This is a genomic window from Superficieibacter sp. HKU1, assembly GCF_029319185.1.
Classification (GTDB): Bacteria; Pseudomonadota; Gammaproteobacteria; order Enterobacterales; family Enterobacteriaceae; genus Superficieibacter.
In genome coordinates, this window is sequence record NZ_CP119754.1 from 3,885,767 (window position 1) to 3,900,861 (window position 15,095).

Consider the following 15,095-nt stretch of genomic DNA (forward strand, 5'->3'; position numbering starts at 1 on the left):
TATGTAACAATTTTAACGATAATAAACAGTAACTTTTGAATTATAGACTATTCCATTCAGTTAGCCAGATTCTTAATCAACAGGGCTTTGTTGAGCATCAACGAGGTTAATCATCAAAAAAACCGGCCCTGGGGGCCGGTATGCAATATTGTTATTTTCTTTTTGTAATCATGCCCCTGGTGAAGGCAAGTCTGTAGTTATACGTCAAGCCCGTTGATCCACAGCATCAGATACACCAGATCAGCCGAATCCGGCACCGTGATATACCAGCGCGGATGCGCATACTCCTCTTCCTGCGGCCAGCTCGTCTGTCCCGTCACGGTGATAAGAATATTCACCGCCTGCTTCAGCTTTCCCTCAAGGTAGATGGCCACGCTGCTGCTGAGTCCCACCCGGTGCGGGTGACAGGTCATTTTGACCGGCCCGGTCAGGCGCTGTCTGAGCATTGCCCGCAGCCTCACCAGATGCTGATGTGTCGCCGGGAGCACGCCGGGCTCCCCCTGAGGCGACAGGGTGAAAAGCGCGCCGCCACTGTGCTCATGAATGGCGGGTTCAGGGTACTTCAGTGTCATCATACCGTGGCAGGCTCCTGTTGTTTCTCCGTCAGACCGCGCAGACGGTCCAGATTCTGCGCGACGCGTTTTGCCGCTTCCAGTTCGCTGCAGTTAAATTCATTCATCAGCGCCCGGCGTTCGGCTTTCTCTTCTTTTTCCGTCATGCCCAGTGCCAGGAAGAGACTGGGCGGCACGGCACGAAACAGCGCTTCGATCCGTTTCGCCAGCACCACGCCTTCCGTATAACAACCCGACAGTTTACTGGCGGAAAGCAGCACCGATTCCTGCTCCGGCGTGAGCGCGCGGAAACGGCTGATATCTTTGACCTCCTCCGGGGGCATGGTCAGACAAATCCACCATTCCGCCATGTTCAGCATTTTTTCGGCAATATCCGGGTAGTCTTTAAGGTTCTGGGTGGCCAGCCACAGCCAGGCACCGAGCTTACGCCACATCTTGACCACCTTGGTCATATACGGCGACAGCAGCGGGTTGACCGTCACGATATGCGCCTCATCCACCGTGAAGACAATATCCCGGCCCAGGAACTGGTCACGCTCCGCGATGTTGTTAATCATGTTGGTCATTGAGACCATGGTCAGGGCCATCTGCGCCTCGTAGCCCTCACGCGCCAGATGCCCCAGGTCGACCAGCGTCACGTCAGCTTCCGGCCACAGCTCCCCTTCGCGGTTGAACAGCTCCGCTTCAAAGCTCCCGGCCTGAGTGAACATGCCCAGGGATTCCGCCATTTCCGCCGCTTTCGCCTTGCGCTGGGCATTGCGGACATTGATGACGCCCTCATCGTTGTCAGAGGCAATGTCGTACAGCGCCTTCTGCAGGTCAGACGGCAGCATCTGCCGCCCTTCCTTATACGTGGCATGTGCCGCCATCAGCAGCGCCTCACGTATCATCGCCCTGTCGGCACGCTTCAGGTCAGCCTCTTCTTTCGGGTCGCCGCCGGTGATCATCATGCGCGCGGAGATTTCCATTTCACCGAGAACGTCACGCTTGTCATCCTCGCCATCGTCGTCCGTGTCGATATCCGGCAGGTCGCTCTCATCCACGGCCTGGGCGGCCAGGCCTTCTTCCACCAGTTTGTGAGCATCAGCAAACGGCGGCAGGCTGACGCCGCTCCCGGGTTTGACGCTGATTTTATTCACCGTCAGCCCGAGGCTGTCAAAGAAGTCGGCCAGCAGGCCGAACGAGTTCCCGGCCTCCGCAATAAACAGCCGCGGACGGTGGACGGCCATCAGCTGGGAGAGCGCGGCACACAGCGTGGCCGACTTGCCCGCCCCGGTCGGGCCGAACAACAGCAGATGCGCGTTCTGGGTGCGGTCGAGCTTGTTGAGCGGATCGAATGTCAGGGTATCCCCGCCGCGGTTGAAAAAGCTGAAGCCGGGGTGCCCCGTGCCGGTTTCTCGCCCGGTTACCGGCAGAAGACCGGCCAGGTGCTGAACCCAGGTCAGACGGGTGTACCAGTGTTTTTTGTCGCTGTCCGGGTTAAAGCACATCGGCAGCGCCCGCAGCCAGCTGTTCAGCGGACCTTCTTCAAACTCCGGCCGTACCGGCTGCAGACCGGCCCCGAGCAATACGGTGGACAGCTCCAGCCGCTTGCGCTTCAGGCTGGTCATGTCATCGCCGCGCAACAGGAAGGTGATCCCCGCCCGGTACAGCTTGTGCCGGTTGCCCAGATACTCTTTGACCGTCTTCACATCCTGGCGGACGCGGCCCGACTCGGTATTCTCACCGACCGCATTTTTCGACAGCCGGTTAAACTGCTCTTCAAGCCGGTCCTGGGGCTGCACCACCACGGTCATGCACACCATGGTCCCTTCCGGAAACATATCCATCAGGGCATTGATTTTCTTTTCGCCCCGGCTTTTCTCGCCGGTCAGGGTGCCCGGCTCCGGCGGTATGCGCAGTTTTTCCACCGCCACCGCGCAGTGCGGCTTGTTGTCAATCCACCACACGCCGTTTTCCGGGTCGGAGACCGGCGGCGTGAACCACAGGGTTTCGGCAAAATCATTGCTGACCGGTACGGTGCCTTCAGGTGTCTCGCGCGGGTCTGCGTAAGCAGCCTGCCGATAGAGCGTGGTTTTCTCCACCCAGTCCGGTGACGGATTGAACAGCCGCAGCAGCCAGCCATGCACCTGCAGGCCGTTCTGCCGGGTGCAGCGGATCCCCGCCCCGCCCAGGGCATTAACGACCCGGTCGCACACCTGATTGAGCATCGCCACCGGCGGCATCGGATCCCGGCTTTTCCCAAGCCAGCGATAAACAACCATCCGGGTGCGGCGCTGCTGCCCGCGCCACGGCTGGCCGGTAATCAGCGAGTCAGTAAAAAGTCCCTCAGGCCGGGAGATACTGCGAATATGGCGCTCCATTTCACCCAGCCAGGCGTCGGTAAACGCCGTGCGCTGTGCATGTGGTTTGACATACCCGCGCAGCCTGTCCAGGTAAGCGTCAGTGTCGTCCTCGTCCTGGCAGAAGAACTGCACGACCCAGGGATTCACGTCATGTTCATCAAAGCTGTCCTGAAGTGCATCCTCAACCGAGTCCCGGATCTGCTCCAGGCGCTCTTCGGTTCGCCCTTCGGTCGCCACCGGTGTCACATCATAAACGGCCCCCACCGACACGCCGTCATCAAGCAGGAGACACTGCTCTTCATCGAGAAATTCTGCCCAGGGCAAAAAGTCAATGATGGACGGACTGGCGTGATAAACCTTCTCCTCATCCTGGCGCGTCATTTTCCCGGGGCGCTTCAGGGGTTGCCGGCCCTTCACGGCCGCGGTCAGGGTTTCATCTGCCTGAACGGACTGGCCGTCATCAACCGGCGTCTGCCGGTCGGTGGATTTATTACGCGTAAACAGTGAAAGCATTACAGGGCCTCCGTGCGCTCGCCAGGCATGGCATACTGCGTCTGGCTGTAGAACGGGAACACAGTGCTGTAACCCGGCACCGGCGTGTTACCGTCTGCCAGGTGGGGATACAGATACATCACCATGTCGGGGTTGGGCAGCCGGGGAAACTGCTGGGTGATTTCGCTTTCCTGAGTACGGCTGTAGCTGCGGTCGGCCTGCGCGTCCGCCTGCGTTTCGCTGCCCGTCAGCGGCCGTCGCAGCGTGTCGCGGGCCGCCGCAGACTGGCGGGAAGTACTGCCGCCACCGTCCGCCCCGTTCCACAGTTCAAGCATGGTGTTATCGCCCGCCGGCAGCATTTCCTCTTTGGAGGTTGAGCAGCCGCTGAGCATTACACAGCTCAGGGCCAGAATGAAAACCGTTCTGTACATTACCGGTATCTCCTTTGTGAGGCGGCCGGATCGTAACCGCCGCAGATAAAAACGAACGCACTGACATTCAGCAGGTGCCCCAGCTCCCGTAATGTCATACGCGGGCAGTAAAGCCGGCGCGGGATTTTCGGGCTGCGCCACGAAACGGCACACTCCCGGGCACTGAGCGGCAGGGAGAACCTGCCGATATCCAGTAAAAGCTGGCCATCGCGCCAGCGCAGTAAAGGTGCGCCGGCAGGCAACAGCGCTACGGGTCGCAGCAACAGAACCGCAGAAGACGCAGGGATCACGTCAATATGCCAGCCTGCCCCGTCGCTGAACGTCCAGCACACGGATGAAAGAGGGAAAAACGTTATCTGTCCCGCCATGGCCGTGTACTCAGTCCAGTCCGCCGTTGTCACTGACGCCACCCGGCAGGGTGAAGTCGTAGCGCACCTTACGGCCCTTATCTTCATAATCAATGGCCAGCTGACGGGTGATATGCACGGCAAGACGGGCACCGGGCGGCACATAAATGGCATCAAACGTCATCCCGTAACGCTGTTTGATCCAGTCGGTGGTTTCAGACATACCGCCGGAAATGGCTTTCCCCAGCGCCGCCTGTCCGGCGTCGCCGGTCATGGTGGCGGAAATGCCATTCACGTTGTTCTGCGTCGTGTACTGCCCCTGACTCATCGCTTCACCCGCCGCACCGGCAGCCGACAGGCCAAAGATGGTGGGCAGGTAGGTGGAGGCATTGGACTTACGTTCGCCGCCAATGCACGGGATCCCGTTTTCATCCGAAATCCAGCCGATACCGCCACTGGTGCCGGTATCCTGTTTAGCCTGAGCGTTATTATTCTGCCCGCCGGCGTTGTTACTGGTGTCTGGTCTGGGGAGGGTGCGCACCGTACCGTCGGAAAAAACAAAGGTGACGCTGTTAACCTGCCCGCGTACGCAGGACAGCGTCCAGTCACCGCTGGCCGTCCCGGAAACAATCGCCCCTTCGACGTCCGGCAGCTCGATGCCGTTCGCCGTCAGGTTATCCTTACCAATAAGCACCTTGAACGGATAAGGATCGGTCACGGTGCCGTTGATGGGCACACGGCCAAGCAGTGCCGTCATGGCGCGGCTGCCGACCAGCGTGGAATTTTCCGGCAGAGTGTAAACCGGCTCGGCGCTCTCTTCCGCCCCTTTTTCATTGGTACGTCCCTTCACTTTCTCTTCATAAGCGGCTTTCTGGCGGGTCAGCTCATTTTCCCCCAGAAAAGAGGTCGGGAACTGAGGTGAGGCTTTGCCGCTGGCCGCATCCCGCGGATCCGTCTCTTTCTGGTCCGTCGGCGCGACCCACATCATGCCGTCGCTGCCCTGAGAAGCGCTCCCCCCGGTGCTGCTGCCCATGCCGTCCAGGCCCAGCCCCAGCGGGATATCACTGTCCGCCGTTTTTTTCTCGGTGTCAGGCTTTTTGAGTTTGTCAGTCAGCTCCTGGATTTTCGCCGTCAGGCTCAGTTGTTCGTTCTGAAGCTGCGCCTGACGTTTGTCGTACTGCTCGCGCAGACCATTAACGGCCTCATTCACCTGCCCTGATACGTCCTGATTGCGCCGGCGCAACCGCTCGTTTTCTTTCACCAAATCCGCGTTCTGCTTATCCAGCGTTTTCTGGCGGTCACGCACATCATTCAGCCGGCCAATGAGCGTGCGCAGGGTGTCCTCCGGCGTGTCGCCTTCCACACCCAGCGCCTTCAGTTCATCCGGCGAGAGGTTTTTCAGGGAGCCGCTTTGTTTTGCCTGAGGTTGTTCTGCCGGTTCGTTTTTGCAGCTTTTGAGCCCCACGGCCAGCCCGGCAATCACCACGGCCGGCACGATAAACTTCACCAGGGCATTAGATTTAATCTGCATGGCGGGCCTCCTGTTTTACCGCACGGGCCGCTTTACGCAGCGCAGACGGCTCAGCAATAAATGCGCTCTCCGGACGACCGGCGGTCACCACATACACCGTGGTGGTGTCTTCCGGCGTGCCGGCCGGACCGACCCAGCGGTGCTGGAAGGTGGCGGACACAAATTGTCCCTGCAGCGCACGCGGATCCAGAACGACTTTACGGCTGCCGGTGTTCGTGAGCCTTAGTGCCACCACGCTGCGGTTTGCCACGCCCCAGCCAGCCAGCGGCGTGACCGTTAATGGTTCAGAGGGATACAGCGTGCTGACGCGTCGGGGCAGATGCGGGTTGACCGGATGAATACCCGGGACCGCCTCGACCGTACGTGCCGGAGCATAAAGGCTTTGAGCGGCATAGCGGGTCAGCAGCACCGGGATGGGGGCGCTGTAGCGGATTTTTTTACGCTTTGCCTGGGTGCCGTCATCGCTGCCGGTGGGAGCAGATGAGCCTGATCCGGAAGCAGCCCGGTCTGCACCACCTGGCTGACCGGCCGCATCGCCGGCGTGACTCAGCGTGCTGACATCACCGCTGTTGACCAGCCGGACCGGCTCAGTCGGCCCTTTTTCACCGGCAGCGATATCAAACAGCAGAACCTCGCCGCTTTCCACATCCTGCAGCTGCACCCGCGTCTGCGGAAAGGCGCTGTCGGCTTTCAGGTAGACGGCCCCGCCGGTGCTCTGCACCCGAAGTTTGCCGTTAAGCGCCGGCGGAAAACCAACGCGGACGTTTTTGTCCACAAAGACCACCCGCTCCTGCCCCACCTTCAGGGGGATCTGCAGCGGAATACGCTCCCATTTCATCAGCTCATCTGCGCCGGCAGGACGTGATACCAGTGTCACCAGGGGCAGCAGGACGAAGGACAGCGCCATCAGCCCGGCGCGGTAGTGGGGTTTTTTACTCATCACTGAAACACTCCTGACTTCTCCGGTTTAGGTGCAGGCGGTGCCGCCTCCAGACGCTGGGGCACACCGGCATAACAGTCCAGCGCCAGACCGAACGGGTTGCGCTCCGCATCACCTTCCCAGCGCACCACTTTCAGCGGGTAACGCACCAGGGCGCGTTTGACCGGCTCGGCATGGAAATATTCATCGGCCACCACGTCCAGGCGGGCAATCCAGTGATCGCGATCCTGTACGGTCACGCTCTGTGACTGGTAACCGCGACCGGGCACTTCATACACCACGCGCACGCGGTCGGTGAGCTCCCCGGCGTCACCGCGTTTCTTTGCATCCGCTTTCAGGAAATCCTGACAGGACGGCGTCAGATACGGCGACAACGCATTGATTTTGGCGGAATAGTCCACCTCGCCATTTTTCGGCCAGGCATTGAGCTGCTGAAAAATGTAGAACGCAAAGGAGTAGACCGTCGGGGGTGGCACTTCCCACCAGGGCCGCGTGCTGCCGGTACGTAAATCCGGCGGGTTATGCACGGTCAGCTTGCTGGGTGCCAGCATCCAGCCGGCACAGGTGAATAAAAGGAAAAAGGCGAGCACGGCGCAGGCGATGCGCAGCGTCTGAATATGCTGGTCGCGGTCTTTTACCGCATGGCGAAAACGGCTCATGAGGCTCTCCTGTTACGTTTCACTGACCAGCCCCGGGCATCCACTATCAGTTTCGGATTGCCCATCCCCAGCCGGCGTTTTTTCGTCTCCAGTCGCTGCCAGAGCCAGTTCTCAGGCTTACCACGCTTGAGCCTGGCCATCCAGCGGCCGCCGAACCAGACGAGCAGCAGCGGCATGACCAGCAGGCCGGTGGGAACAACAACCCAGCCGGCAAGCGGGATAAACGGCAGTGACAGGAGCAGACCTGCACCCGCGCCGGCAAGGGCAGCCAGCCCCATCTCATGGGTGGTAAACCCGCGAAACACCACGGGCTCACTGTTGAGACGGTCAGGTAAAAAACGAATGGTCTGCATCGTCGCAGGCTCCTACAGCAGAATGTCGGCAGACTTGCCGAGCAGCCAGATAACGGCAACCAGCAGAACCACACCCACCACCACAATGGCCCCGAATTTGGTCCAGGTGGCTTTCTCATTGCGGACTTCGGTGAAGGTGTGCAGGGCGGCAATGGCAACGTTGATAAAGGCAACGGCCGCCACGACCAGCCCCCCGATAACAATGCCGTCCTGCAGGTAGCCCTTGATTTGTCCGGACAGCCCGCTTCCGCCTCCGGACTCAGGCGCTTCAACGCTTGGCAAGTCCGCAAAGGCCGGTTTGCAGGTGAGCCAGCCCAGGAGGGCAAGCGTACCGGCGCGGGTCAGCGTACGACTGGCGAAACGGCGCAGGCGGGCAACAACAGACTCAGAATGGTGCATGGAATTCATCTCCTGACTTAACGTTCATAATCGGGTTAACTGGCAAACATCCAGATACACACAAGCAACAGCAGCACGGTGCGGACGGCAAAACGCCCCAGGGCCGCGTCCCGCACTTTGGTGTTACTCCAGCCGGTCCAGACATCCGACAGCGCCCACGCGGCCCATAAAAAAAGAAACGCCAGCAGTGCTCCGATGCAGAGCAGATGAAGGATGTTCACATCAAGACTGCCGGAGCCGGCTTTAAACGCGTTCGTTTGTTCGGATGTCATGGACATCAGGGCCGCTCCCGCCGGTAATTACCGGCCACATAAGACGGGTCACGCGGTTGCGCGCGGGAGGGTTCCAGATAGCGGTCAATGCCGCTGCGGATGGTGTTGAGATCGGATGTGGCCTGACGGTAATCAAAGAAAAAGCGGCCACGGTCAGCCGGGTCGGCCTGTGCAGCCGCCACGCGGGCCCGTTCAAGCGACGCCTGAACCTGGTCCAGCTGACGCTGAACAGACGCAAGCTCGTCTTTCTCGGATGCCTGTGCAGCAGCTGATGCCAGAAAGGTCAGCAATATCAGGCCAGTGATGCCCGGGACACGACGGTTGCGCCGCATGGCCGGACGATGTGAGTTCATACGCACCTCCAGAAGGATTAAGGGGTGCGGACAGGATGCGGAAGAGAGAGCGTCGGGTCAGCGATAAACCCTAAACAGGAATTTCAAAATTAATTGCAGGTCAGTGCCGGTGGCAGGTTTAGCTGTAAATAAAGGTTCATTGTGATATTAAGAAAACTCAACGGTAAACAGAGGGAAAATGAAAATGATGAAGACTGTTCTGAAGGCCACGTTAATCACTGCACTGATTACCGGCCCTGTTCTTGCGGCCGACGGTACTGGCAAAGTCCAGCTTTCAGACCTGCATTTCGCCACAGCAGCAAATGGTTTGCAGCAAATTGAAGGCACGGGAACAAACGTGTCAGGTGGGCCTGTGAAGACTGTAATTGTCAAATTCAACTTGCTTCAGAATGGGGCAGTAATAGGAAATACGGCAGCGATGGCTGAAAATCTGGAGCCGGGTCAGCAATGGAAGCTACAGGCCCCCTACGACAGCATAACCAACAAGCCAGACAGCTTCAAAGTGACAGAACTGACGGTATTTAATAACTGACACTGACGCGCCAGTAACGGTCGTTTCATGGCTTGTCTGCTGACGGCAGGCGCGCAAAACAAGTTTTGCACGCCTCCGTCCAGCCCTGATTTAAAGATACTTCTTGAATGAGGCAGTGGTCACGGTCACGGCGATACCCAGCAGGACAGCCGCCGGCAACAACAGCAGGTTGGGGTAGACTGCCGTGGGCCAGGAAAGGTACAGCATGGCGGGCACCACAGCGGCCGGTTTGACCAGCTTTTTGGCATGGTGATAGACAAAAGAACTTTCATACCCGGCCCCATAACGCCGCAGATCACGCCGCCCCAGCCCCTCAACCAGCGCCACCACCACGACCAGCACAAACAGCGGGACGGACAGCACCAGGATGGTGACGCGTACCAGGGTGATAATGCTTATCCATACCGTGGCCAGCAGGTATTCACGCAGATAGCCGGCAAGCCAGCCGCTCCAGCTGTTGATTTCCCGGGTGACGGCATTGTCACTGTGCATCTGATGCGCATACTGCTGCCGGACCCAGTCCAGGAAGCCACTGTCCACAAAGGCCCACTGATAGGCGGTGCTCACCCAGCGCACAACCGTCACCGATGGCTCAGACAGCAGCAGGCTGCGGGTGAACTCCGTGGACAGCCACCCCAGCTCGGTGTTCATAACCGCTTCACTGTGCGCCGCCCCGGCTTCCGGCCAGAAGAAGGCGATGCCGATATATTCAATCAGCAGGCTCAGCAGCAGCGAGGACAGCACCACGCCTATCAGGGCCCACGGCCAGCCCCAGAGCAGGTTATACAGGATGCCATGTTTGCGCTCCGGCAGCGTCTGCTGCTGTGGGGGACGTTTTACCTCAGCCATTCTCCCCTCCTGCGACCGGCACGTTCAGGGCCGGACCGTCCCGCCACCAGGTTTCGCCGCTGTGATAACTGCGCCGCATCTCCTCCGCTATTTTCTCGATGCTTTCCGGCATCAGCACATCATCAGCGTCCCCGGCAGGCAGCGGCATGCGGATTTTCCACAGTTGCCCGCCTTCCAGCAGGGCAAACGCCTGCCCTTTCGGCAGCGTCACGATATCGGCCGGCTCCAGCAGCGGGACTTTTACCGTCCCGACGCGGTCCTGGGTGCTGGAAGTAAAGTCCTGGTCTGCATTGACATCTGCCGTGTCCTGGTGCCCGGAGACCAGCGTTTTGGTGTAAATCTCCACCTGCGGCAGCTGCGTGGTCAGCAGCTCGGCGGTGCGGTTCTCCCTGACGCGCAGCATAATCAGGTTGTTAAAGTTACCCTGTACCTGGGCCGTCTTGGCCGCATTCCCGATGCGTGCCTCAATATCAGAAGACGTCTGGGTATAGGCCGTCACCTGCATGCCGGCACCGCCACCTTTGTTGATGAGAGGGATAAACTCATCGCCCATCAGCTCGTTAAACTCATCGCAGTGCAGGTTAATCAGGGACTTCCCTTCTTTCCCGCCCGGCAGGCCCGCATTGATACCGTGTTTGTAGATATGGCCGGCCACGCTCACCAGATCGGCGAACATGGAATTGCCCACCGCGCTCGCTACCATACTGTCACTGAGCGCATCGAGCCCCACATAGACCACGGCCTTTTTACGAATGATTTGCTCCCAGTCAAATATGGGCCGTGAGTCATCCATATCGAGATAGTCAGGAGCCAGCAGTTCAGCGGTTTTGCCGGTAGTCAGTTTTTCCAGCAGCGGTAGCAGCGACGCCACGATTTTGTCAAAGTAAGTACGGTCATAACGTACCGCTGACCGCAGCCCGTCAAGGATGGGATCGTAGAGTTTTTTTCCCTCTTCTGAACTCAGGGCAACCTCAATGGCCCAGATACGTAAGGCATCCGGCTGACCCTGCATGTTACGGGGCACGTCGTCCTCTCCCAGCACCTGCTGATTATTCTCAATCTGCGTCTGCAGAGCCGGCAGCTGCGCCTGGATGATTTTTTCCGCATAGCGGATATAGAGATCGGCGATATTGTTCACGTAGCGCATAATCAGCGTATAGTCAGGGCGTTCACCCAGGGCAACCAGCGCACGGGCAATAATGTTGACGAACCGCCAGGCAAATTCACGAAAGGCGGCATTATTGCCGTCCCCTGAAAGCTGACCGGCCACGCGGGACGCCACCTCTGACACGCGACCAAAACGCCCGACGGCATTATAACGGGCTGAAATTTCAGGCCAGCCGAGATGAAAGATATACAGCTCATCCCCGCGCCCGGCCCGGTGGGCCTCTGCCCAGACGCGTTTCATCAGGTCTGCGTCGCCTTTCGGATCAAACACGATGGTGACTTCACCCCGCCGGATATCCTGAGTGACCAGCAGCTCTGCCAGCCGGGTCTTCCCGACGCGCGTGGTGCCATACACCACCGTATGGCCAACGCGCTCCCCCAGGGCCAGGGTGACGTCTTTTTCATCGGGCTCGATGCCGTGCAGCGCCGGATTCCCGCCCACCGGTGGTAATGGCCGCACCGGGTTCAGCGGCGTATCGGCACTCAGCAGCTTGCCCAGCCAGGGCAGACGGTGCTCTGTCAGCAATTCGAGCTGACGCGCCCCCAGGTAAAAGCGGTTTGGCTGCAGGTAACGGGCCACTTCAGGGCGCAGCGTATCCTGCAGGCGCTGGGTGTGTTTCTGCGTCCAGCGGAACCCCCGGCCGAGAAACAGGCGACGATGACTGACGGGGATCTGTTTAGTGCTCATGACATAGCGCGGCAGGCGGCGGAGATTCCGGCGGTAACGAATAATCTTCATCCCCTGATGCGTGCGGGTGACGGCCAGCGCCGCAAACCCGGCTGCGGTGACATAGCTGACAGACGGAGCCAGAGCGACAGCCCAGGGTGCCTGCACACAGACATACGCCGCCATGCCCGATACCACGGCGGTATTCAGCTCAACGGCCGGACGCAGCAGGGCCTCAATGACATAACGGTTACTCATCGTCTGCCTCCTTTATGATTTTACCGTCGGCCCTGAGGGTATACGTCCCCTTTGCGGAGCCGGCTTCCCTGCAGGGCTGAGAGTGATAACGCAGGGCATCCGCCAGTAAGCGCCAGAGCACATACAGGACATTCGACAGAATGAAAAAAATGATCCATACGGCCCGCAATGACAGCAGGTAATTGTTCGCCGCGGTTTCTGTGGAGACGGCAGTGACGGTGCAGGCTGCCGGCTTTGCCTCAGGCGGAGCCGCATTATCAGGCACCGGGCATTCCTCGCACATGTAATGTCCGGGCGGCGCGGTGCGCCATGCCGTTGCCTCCTTCTGCAACTGGTCGTTCAGGTCACTGACCGGATGGCCGAAAACAAACCAGGCGAGCAGGCAGACACCGCCGAAAGCCGCAGGCACGAAAACGGCATGACGGAATAAACAGAACACAAGCCACAAAGCGCAGCGCAGGCTGTTCAGGATGATGTGCATAAATGATTCCTCAGAGATACTGCCGGACGTCCTGCCCGGCGAGAATGGTCAGCAGGCGTTGCCCGCTGATGATGCGCAGGCGCGGTGACGCCGTGCGAATGGCGCGGCTCATCTTTCCGGTGCGGCCCGTGTGGACAAACATACCGCGGCGGCCGGTCTGCAGGAGAAGCCGGTCAAAGTCCTCAACATGTGCGGGGGAAACAGCACGGCTGTACCGTTTGGCCTGGATAAGCCAGTGCTCGCCGTCGATGATGACCTGGCCATCAAGGCCGCCGTCACCGCTGTAGGAGGCATTGCGCACCACGGTCAGCCCCTGACGTTCAAAGGCAGACAGCAACAGCTCTTCAAAGACATAGGGGCTGATTTTGCGCAGATAAGTCAGGCGCTGCCCGTCTCCCGGCAGGCTGTTAAGCTTATTCAGTACCCGCCGCGCCGTTGCCCGGTATCGCCGGTGACGGCGGGTGCTGGCTTTCTCCCGCCCGCGCAGGTTCAGAAAGGCCATCACCACCAGGAACAGGACGACCAGTATGACCGCCACGTAAGGGTGCGCCATCAGCAGACCGTTGATATATGGCGCGCTCATTACGGCTTAACCTGCTGCGTCAGGCCGGTATCGGTGATGAGTACCGGATAATGCGCAATCTGCAGGCGACGGGCCAGCTCGCTGCCGGAAGCCGGGGCCAGACTGACACCGGGTGCCAGCTCGCGCAGCTCACGCACGGCAGCCATGTCCGTGACGTTGACTATCATCCCGGCCGCATGCTGTTCAGCCAGCTCACCGGCATTAGCCTTCAGCCAGTCACGGGACAGGGCATCATCCCCGACCAGAAACAACGCCCCGATGCCGGGCAGCTGCAGCGGCCGGTCGGCAATGCTCCCCGGGCGCAACTCCGGCGTGAATACCGGCAGCATGGCGGCCTCGCCCTGCAGCACGGGTGACGGGGGTGAAGATGTGGTGTCGTTTCCCGTGCTCATACCGGGCTGTTTATTAACGGCCTCAAAATACGGCGCAGCATCTTCACCGCCCAGATCAGCAATCACGTTCAGTTCAGCATGGCCGGTCAGGGGAAGGAGGGTAAACAGCAGTAAGGACAGCGTTTTCATCAGGGTTATCTCCCGGGTTCAGTCCAGACGAAGCCTGGATCGGGGGTGAGCGCAGCAACCGAACGGGGCGCTTCAGCTGCCGGCGCAGAAATGCGGGGTGCAGGGCTGATTTTTGCCAGATGCCCTCTCACAATGGTGCGGTAACGTGCAGCAGGCTGACCACCTGCGGGATGGTGGTAGCAGCCGGCCGCATCCAGCCAGCTGCCGGGCTTACGCGCCCAGCACTCACGCAGAATGGTGGCGGCGGCGTTCAGGTTGGTGTAAGGGTCAAACGCCTCCCACGTCGAGGCAAAATGATGACCGTTCCAGCCCAGATTGACCTGGGCAATACCGACATCGATGCGCTTAAGCGGGTGACGCTTCATAAAGACCTGCAGCGCCTGCCAGGCCTGCAGACGCGTCTCATAGCGATACCCTTTGCCTGCCACATTGATGGTCCAGGGCCATGGACGCACGCCGCGGGGAAGTCTGCGCGAAGACTCGCTCAGTGAGACCGAGTAAAGCGCTTCCGGGGGCACGCCGTGCGCCATGGCCACGCGGACGTAACCCTCCGGCACCGTCTGGTCAGCATGGCCGTCAGGGACGGCCGCCATCAGTAAGCCCAGCGCCAGCGCGCCGGTCAGAATGCTGCGATTGCCCATTTACCGTCTCCCGCCTGCTGCAGTAAAACCGGCATCAGACCGTTACCAAAGCGCATCCACCGTCCGCCGTCGTGGTTAAGCGTGATCTGGCGCTTGCGGACCTTTTCCACGGGAATGTGATGGTCCCGCGCCCAGCTGCGAAGCGCATCATCACTGCCCTGGCTGTCGACCAGATAGATGTCCACCGGCCGGTTGTCAGCCAGCACGGCAGACAGTTTCGCGTCGCAGGTGGCGCAGTCCTCTGACCTGACGAACAGCGCCAGCCGGCCACCACTGTCGTGCGCCACGCCGGAGGCGTTCCCCATATTGACCGGCAGTGTGCCCGGATACAGGCGCTGCCAGGCCGCGTTCACCTCACGCTGGAAATCAAGCTCTTTCTGGGTGCGGGCAAACTCTTCCTTGACCCACTTTTCAGCAAACTTACGGCGCTCTACCGGCGTCTGCGCCTCGATACCGAGGGTGGAAAGCGGATCGAGACCCGGCGACTGGATACCCCGGGGTCCCTTCATCAGCTGCTGATAACGCTGATAATCGTCGGCACTGAGTCCCCACTGACCGGCCTGCTGCTGCAGGTTTTGCTGTGCGGAGTCCGCCCGTTGTGTTGATTCCTGTCGGCTGACATCCGTCTGTCCTGATGTGGTCGCGGCCAGGGTCAGGGGACTCAGCAGCATGGCGGCTAAAAAGGTATGTTTCAGTTTCATT

At 59.9% G+C, this 15,095-nt stretch carries 19 protein-coding genes; 1 reads left to right on the forward strand and 18 read right to left on the reverse strand.

The genetic code is table 11. The features are described from left to right. Positions 1-197: 197 nt before the first annotated feature. From P0H77_RS18425 to P0H77_RS18475, 11 genes are read right to left on the reverse strand one after another with little or no spacing between them, the layout of a single operon-like run. The gene (locus P0H77_RS18425) at positions 198-575 is read right to left on the reverse strand and encodes a hypothetical protein (protein WP_004115528.1); all 378 of its coding nucleotides are present in this window, start codon (positions 573-575) and stop codon (positions 198-200) included. Further along, positions 572-3,430 (reverse strand): conjugative transfer ATPase, encoded by a 2,859-nt coding sequence (locus P0H77_RS18430; protein ID WP_276158678.1) that lies wholly within the window; start codon positions 3,428-3,430, stop codon positions 572-574. Before P0H77_RS18430 ends, P0H77_RS18425 begins: the two co-directional genes overlap by 4 nt. Next, positions 3,430-3,840 (reverse strand): TIGR03751 family conjugal transfer lipoprotein, encoded by a 411-nt coding sequence (locus P0H77_RS18435; protein WP_006785978.1) that lies wholly within the window; start codon positions 3,838-3,840, stop codon positions 3,430-3,432. Before P0H77_RS18435 ends, P0H77_RS18430 begins: the two co-directional genes overlap by 1 nt. Further along, positions 3,840-4,208 carry a hypothetical protein gene (locus tag P0H77_RS18440; protein WP_016151320.1) on the reverse strand — a complete coding sequence of 123 codons (369 nt, stop codon included), beginning with the start codon at positions 4,206-4,208 and terminating at the stop codon, positions 3,840-3,842. Before P0H77_RS18440 ends, P0H77_RS18435 begins: the two co-directional genes overlap by 1 nt. A gap of 10 nt (positions 4,209-4,218) precedes the next feature. Beyond that, entirely contained in the window at positions 4,219-5,718 is a 1,500-nt protein-coding gene (locus tag P0H77_RS18445) for a TIGR03752 family integrating conjugative element protein (RefSeq protein ID WP_276158679.1), read from the reverse strand. Next, positions 5,708-6,658 carry a TIGR03749 family integrating conjugative element protein gene (locus P0H77_RS18450; RefSeq protein ID WP_276158680.1) on the reverse strand — a complete coding sequence of 317 codons (951 nt, stop codon included), beginning with the start codon at positions 6,656-6,658 and terminating at the stop codon, positions 5,708-5,710. The genes P0H77_RS18445 and P0H77_RS18450 overlap by 11 nt, the downstream gene beginning before the upstream one ends. Next, positions 6,658-7,317 (reverse strand): PFL_4703 family integrating conjugative element protein, encoded by a 660-nt coding sequence (locus tag P0H77_RS18455; RefSeq protein ID WP_004115533.1) that lies wholly within the window; start codon positions 7,315-7,317, stop codon positions 6,658-6,660. The genes P0H77_RS18450 and P0H77_RS18455 overlap by 1 nt, the downstream gene beginning before the upstream one ends. Next, the gene (locus P0H77_RS18460) at positions 7,314-7,670 is read right to left on the reverse strand and encodes a TIGR03750 family conjugal transfer protein (RefSeq protein WP_004115534.1); all 357 of its coding nucleotides are present in this window, start codon (positions 7,668-7,670) and stop codon (positions 7,314-7,316) included. The genes P0H77_RS18455 and P0H77_RS18460 overlap by 4 nt, the downstream gene beginning before the upstream one ends. Before the next feature lie 12 nt (positions 7,671-7,682). Beyond that, complete coding sequence (locus P0H77_RS18465; protein ID WP_004115535.1) at positions 7,683-8,069, reverse strand: TIGR03745 family integrating conjugative element membrane protein; 387 nt, start codon at positions 8,067-8,069, stop codon at positions 7,683-7,685. Positions 8,070-8,104: 35 nt separating this feature from the next. Further along, positions 8,105-8,347, reverse strand: a complete 243-nt coding sequence (locus tag P0H77_RS18470; RefSeq protein ID WP_004115536.1) for a TIGR03758 family integrating conjugative element protein — start codon at positions 8,345-8,347, stop codon at positions 8,105-8,107. Next, positions 8,347-8,694, reverse strand: coding sequence for an RAQPRD family integrative conjugative element protein (locus P0H77_RS18475; RefSeq protein WP_276158681.1), 348 nt, complete (start codon positions 8,692-8,694; stop codon positions 8,347-8,349). Before P0H77_RS18475 ends, P0H77_RS18470 begins: the two co-directional genes overlap by 1 nt. 184 nt (positions 8,695-8,878) lie before the next feature. Between P0H77_RS18475 and P0H77_RS18480 the strand changes: the two genes are divergently transcribed. Beyond that, positions 8,879-9,226: an FxLYD domain-containing protein gene (locus P0H77_RS18480; protein WP_016808262.1), complete on the forward strand. Its 348-nt coding sequence runs from the start codon at positions 8,879-8,881 to the stop codon at positions 9,224-9,226. 90 nt (positions 9,227-9,316) lie between these two features. On the opposite strand, the gene P0H77_RS18485 is transcribed toward P0H77_RS18480, so the two are convergent. From P0H77_RS18485 to P0H77_RS18515, 7 genes are read right to left on the reverse strand one after another with little or no spacing between them, the layout of a single operon-like run. Next, positions 9,317-10,075, reverse strand: a complete 759-nt coding sequence (locus P0H77_RS18485; protein ID WP_276158682.1) for a TIGR03747 family integrating conjugative element membrane protein — start codon at positions 10,073-10,075, stop codon at positions 9,317-9,319. Next, positions 10,068-12,167 carry a type IV conjugative transfer system coupling protein TraD gene (gene traD / locus P0H77_RS18490; RefSeq protein WP_276158683.1) on the reverse strand — a complete coding sequence of 700 codons (2,100 nt, stop codon included), beginning with the start codon at positions 12,165-12,167 and terminating at the stop codon, positions 10,068-10,070. Before traD ends, P0H77_RS18485 begins: the two co-directional genes overlap by 8 nt. Further along, positions 12,160-12,648, reverse strand: coding sequence for a hypothetical protein (locus tag P0H77_RS18495; protein WP_276158684.1), 489 nt, complete (start codon positions 12,646-12,648; stop codon positions 12,160-12,162). Before P0H77_RS18495 ends, traD begins: the two co-directional genes overlap by 8 nt. A 10-nt stretch (positions 12,649-12,658) precedes the next feature. After that, entirely contained in the window at positions 12,659-13,231 is a 573-nt protein-coding gene (locus tag P0H77_RS18500; protein WP_276158685.1) for a restriction endonuclease, read from the reverse strand. Further along, positions 13,231-13,752, reverse strand: coding sequence for an integrating conjugative element protein (locus tag P0H77_RS18505; RefSeq protein ID WP_276158686.1), 522 nt, complete (start codon positions 13,750-13,752; stop codon positions 13,231-13,233). The genes P0H77_RS18500 and P0H77_RS18505 overlap by 1 nt, the downstream gene beginning before the upstream one ends. A gap of 5 nt (positions 13,753-13,757) precedes the next feature. Continuing rightward, on the reverse strand, positions 13,758-14,393 hold the full coding sequence (locus P0H77_RS18510; protein WP_276158687.1) for a lytic transglycosylase domain-containing protein: 636 nt from the start codon (positions 14,391-14,393) through the stop codon (positions 13,758-13,760). After that, the gene (locus P0H77_RS18515; RefSeq protein WP_276158688.1) at positions 14,372-15,094 is read right to left on the reverse strand and encodes a TIGR03759 family integrating conjugative element protein; all 723 of its coding nucleotides are present in this window, start codon (positions 15,092-15,094) and stop codon (positions 14,372-14,374) included. The genes P0H77_RS18510 and P0H77_RS18515 overlap by 22 nt, the downstream gene beginning before the upstream one ends. Position 15,095: the final 1 nt, after the last annotated feature.

Excerpts from the sequence above, each read along its gene's own strand:
- P0H77_RS18475 (WP_276158681.1), bottom strand. The coding sequence starts at position 8,694 with ATGAACTCACATCGTCCGGCCATGCGGCGCAACCGTCGTGTCCCGGGC.
- P0H77_RS18465 (WP_004115535.1), bottom strand. The coding sequence starts at position 8,069 with ATGCACCATTCTGAGTCTGTTGTTGCCCGCCTGCGCCGTTTCGCCAGT.
- P0H77_RS18435 (WP_006785978.1), bottom strand. The coding sequence starts at position 3,840 with ATGTACAGAACGGTTTTCATTCTGGCCCTGAGCTGTGTAATGCTCAGC.
- P0H77_RS18450 (WP_276158680.1), bottom strand. The coding sequence starts at position 6,658 with ATGAGTAAAAAACCCCACTACCGCGCCGGGCTGATGGCGCTGTCCTTC.
- P0H77_RS18455 (WP_004115533.1), bottom strand. The coding sequence starts at position 7,317 with ATGAGCCGTTTTCGCCATGCGGTAAAAGACCGCGACCAGCATATTCAG.
- P0H77_RS18470 (WP_004115536.1), bottom strand. The coding sequence starts at position 8,347 with ATGTCCATGACATCCGAACAAACGAACGCGTTTAAAGCCGGCTCCGGC.
- P0H77_RS18495 (WP_276158684.1), bottom strand. The coding sequence starts at position 12,648 with ATGCACATCATCCTGAACAGCCTGCGCTGCGCTTTGTGGCTTGTGTTC.
- P0H77_RS18485 (WP_276158682.1), bottom strand. The coding sequence starts at position 10,075 with ATGGCTGAGGTAAAACGTCCCCCACAGCAGCAGACGCTGCCGGAGCGC.
- P0H77_RS18505 (WP_276158686.1), bottom strand. The coding sequence starts at position 13,752 with ATGAAAACGCTGTCCTTACTGCTGTTTACCCTCCTTCCCCTGACCGGC.
- P0H77_RS18480 (WP_016808262.1), top strand. The coding sequence starts at position 8,879 with ATGATGAAGACTGTTCTGAAGGCCACGTTAATCACTGCACTGATTACC.
- P0H77_RS18515 (WP_276158688.1), bottom strand. The coding sequence starts at position 15,094 with ATGAAACTGAAACATACCTTTTTAGCCGCCATGCTGCTGAGTCCCCTG.
- P0H77_RS18440 (WP_016151320.1), bottom strand. The coding sequence starts at position 4,208 with ATGGCGGGACAGATAACGTTTTTCCCTCTTTCATCCGTGTGCTGGACG.
- P0H77_RS18445 (WP_276158679.1), bottom strand. The coding sequence starts at position 5,718 with ATGCAGATTAAATCTAATGCCCTGGTGAAGTTTATCGTGCCGGCCGTG.
- P0H77_RS18500 (WP_276158685.1), bottom strand. The coding sequence starts at position 13,231 with ATGAGCGCGCCATATATCAACGGTCTGCTGATGGCGCACCCTTACGTG.
- P0H77_RS18510 (WP_276158687.1), bottom strand. The coding sequence starts at position 14,393 with ATGGGCAATCGCAGCATTCTGACCGGCGCGCTGGCGCTGGGCTTACTG.
- traD (WP_276158683.1), bottom strand. The coding sequence starts at position 12,167 with ATGAGTAACCGTTATGTCATTGAGGCCCTGCTGCGTCCGGCCGTTGAG.
- P0H77_RS18425 (WP_004115528.1), bottom strand. The coding sequence starts at position 575 with ATGATGACACTGAAGTACCCTGAACCCGCCATTCATGAGCACAGTGGC.
- P0H77_RS18430 (WP_276158678.1), bottom strand. The coding sequence starts at position 3,430 with ATGCTTTCACTGTTTACGCGTAATAAATCCACCGACCGGCAGACGCCG.
- P0H77_RS18460 (WP_004115534.1), bottom strand. The coding sequence starts at position 7,670 with ATGCAGACCATTCGTTTTTTACCTGACCGTCTCAACAGTGAGCCCGTG.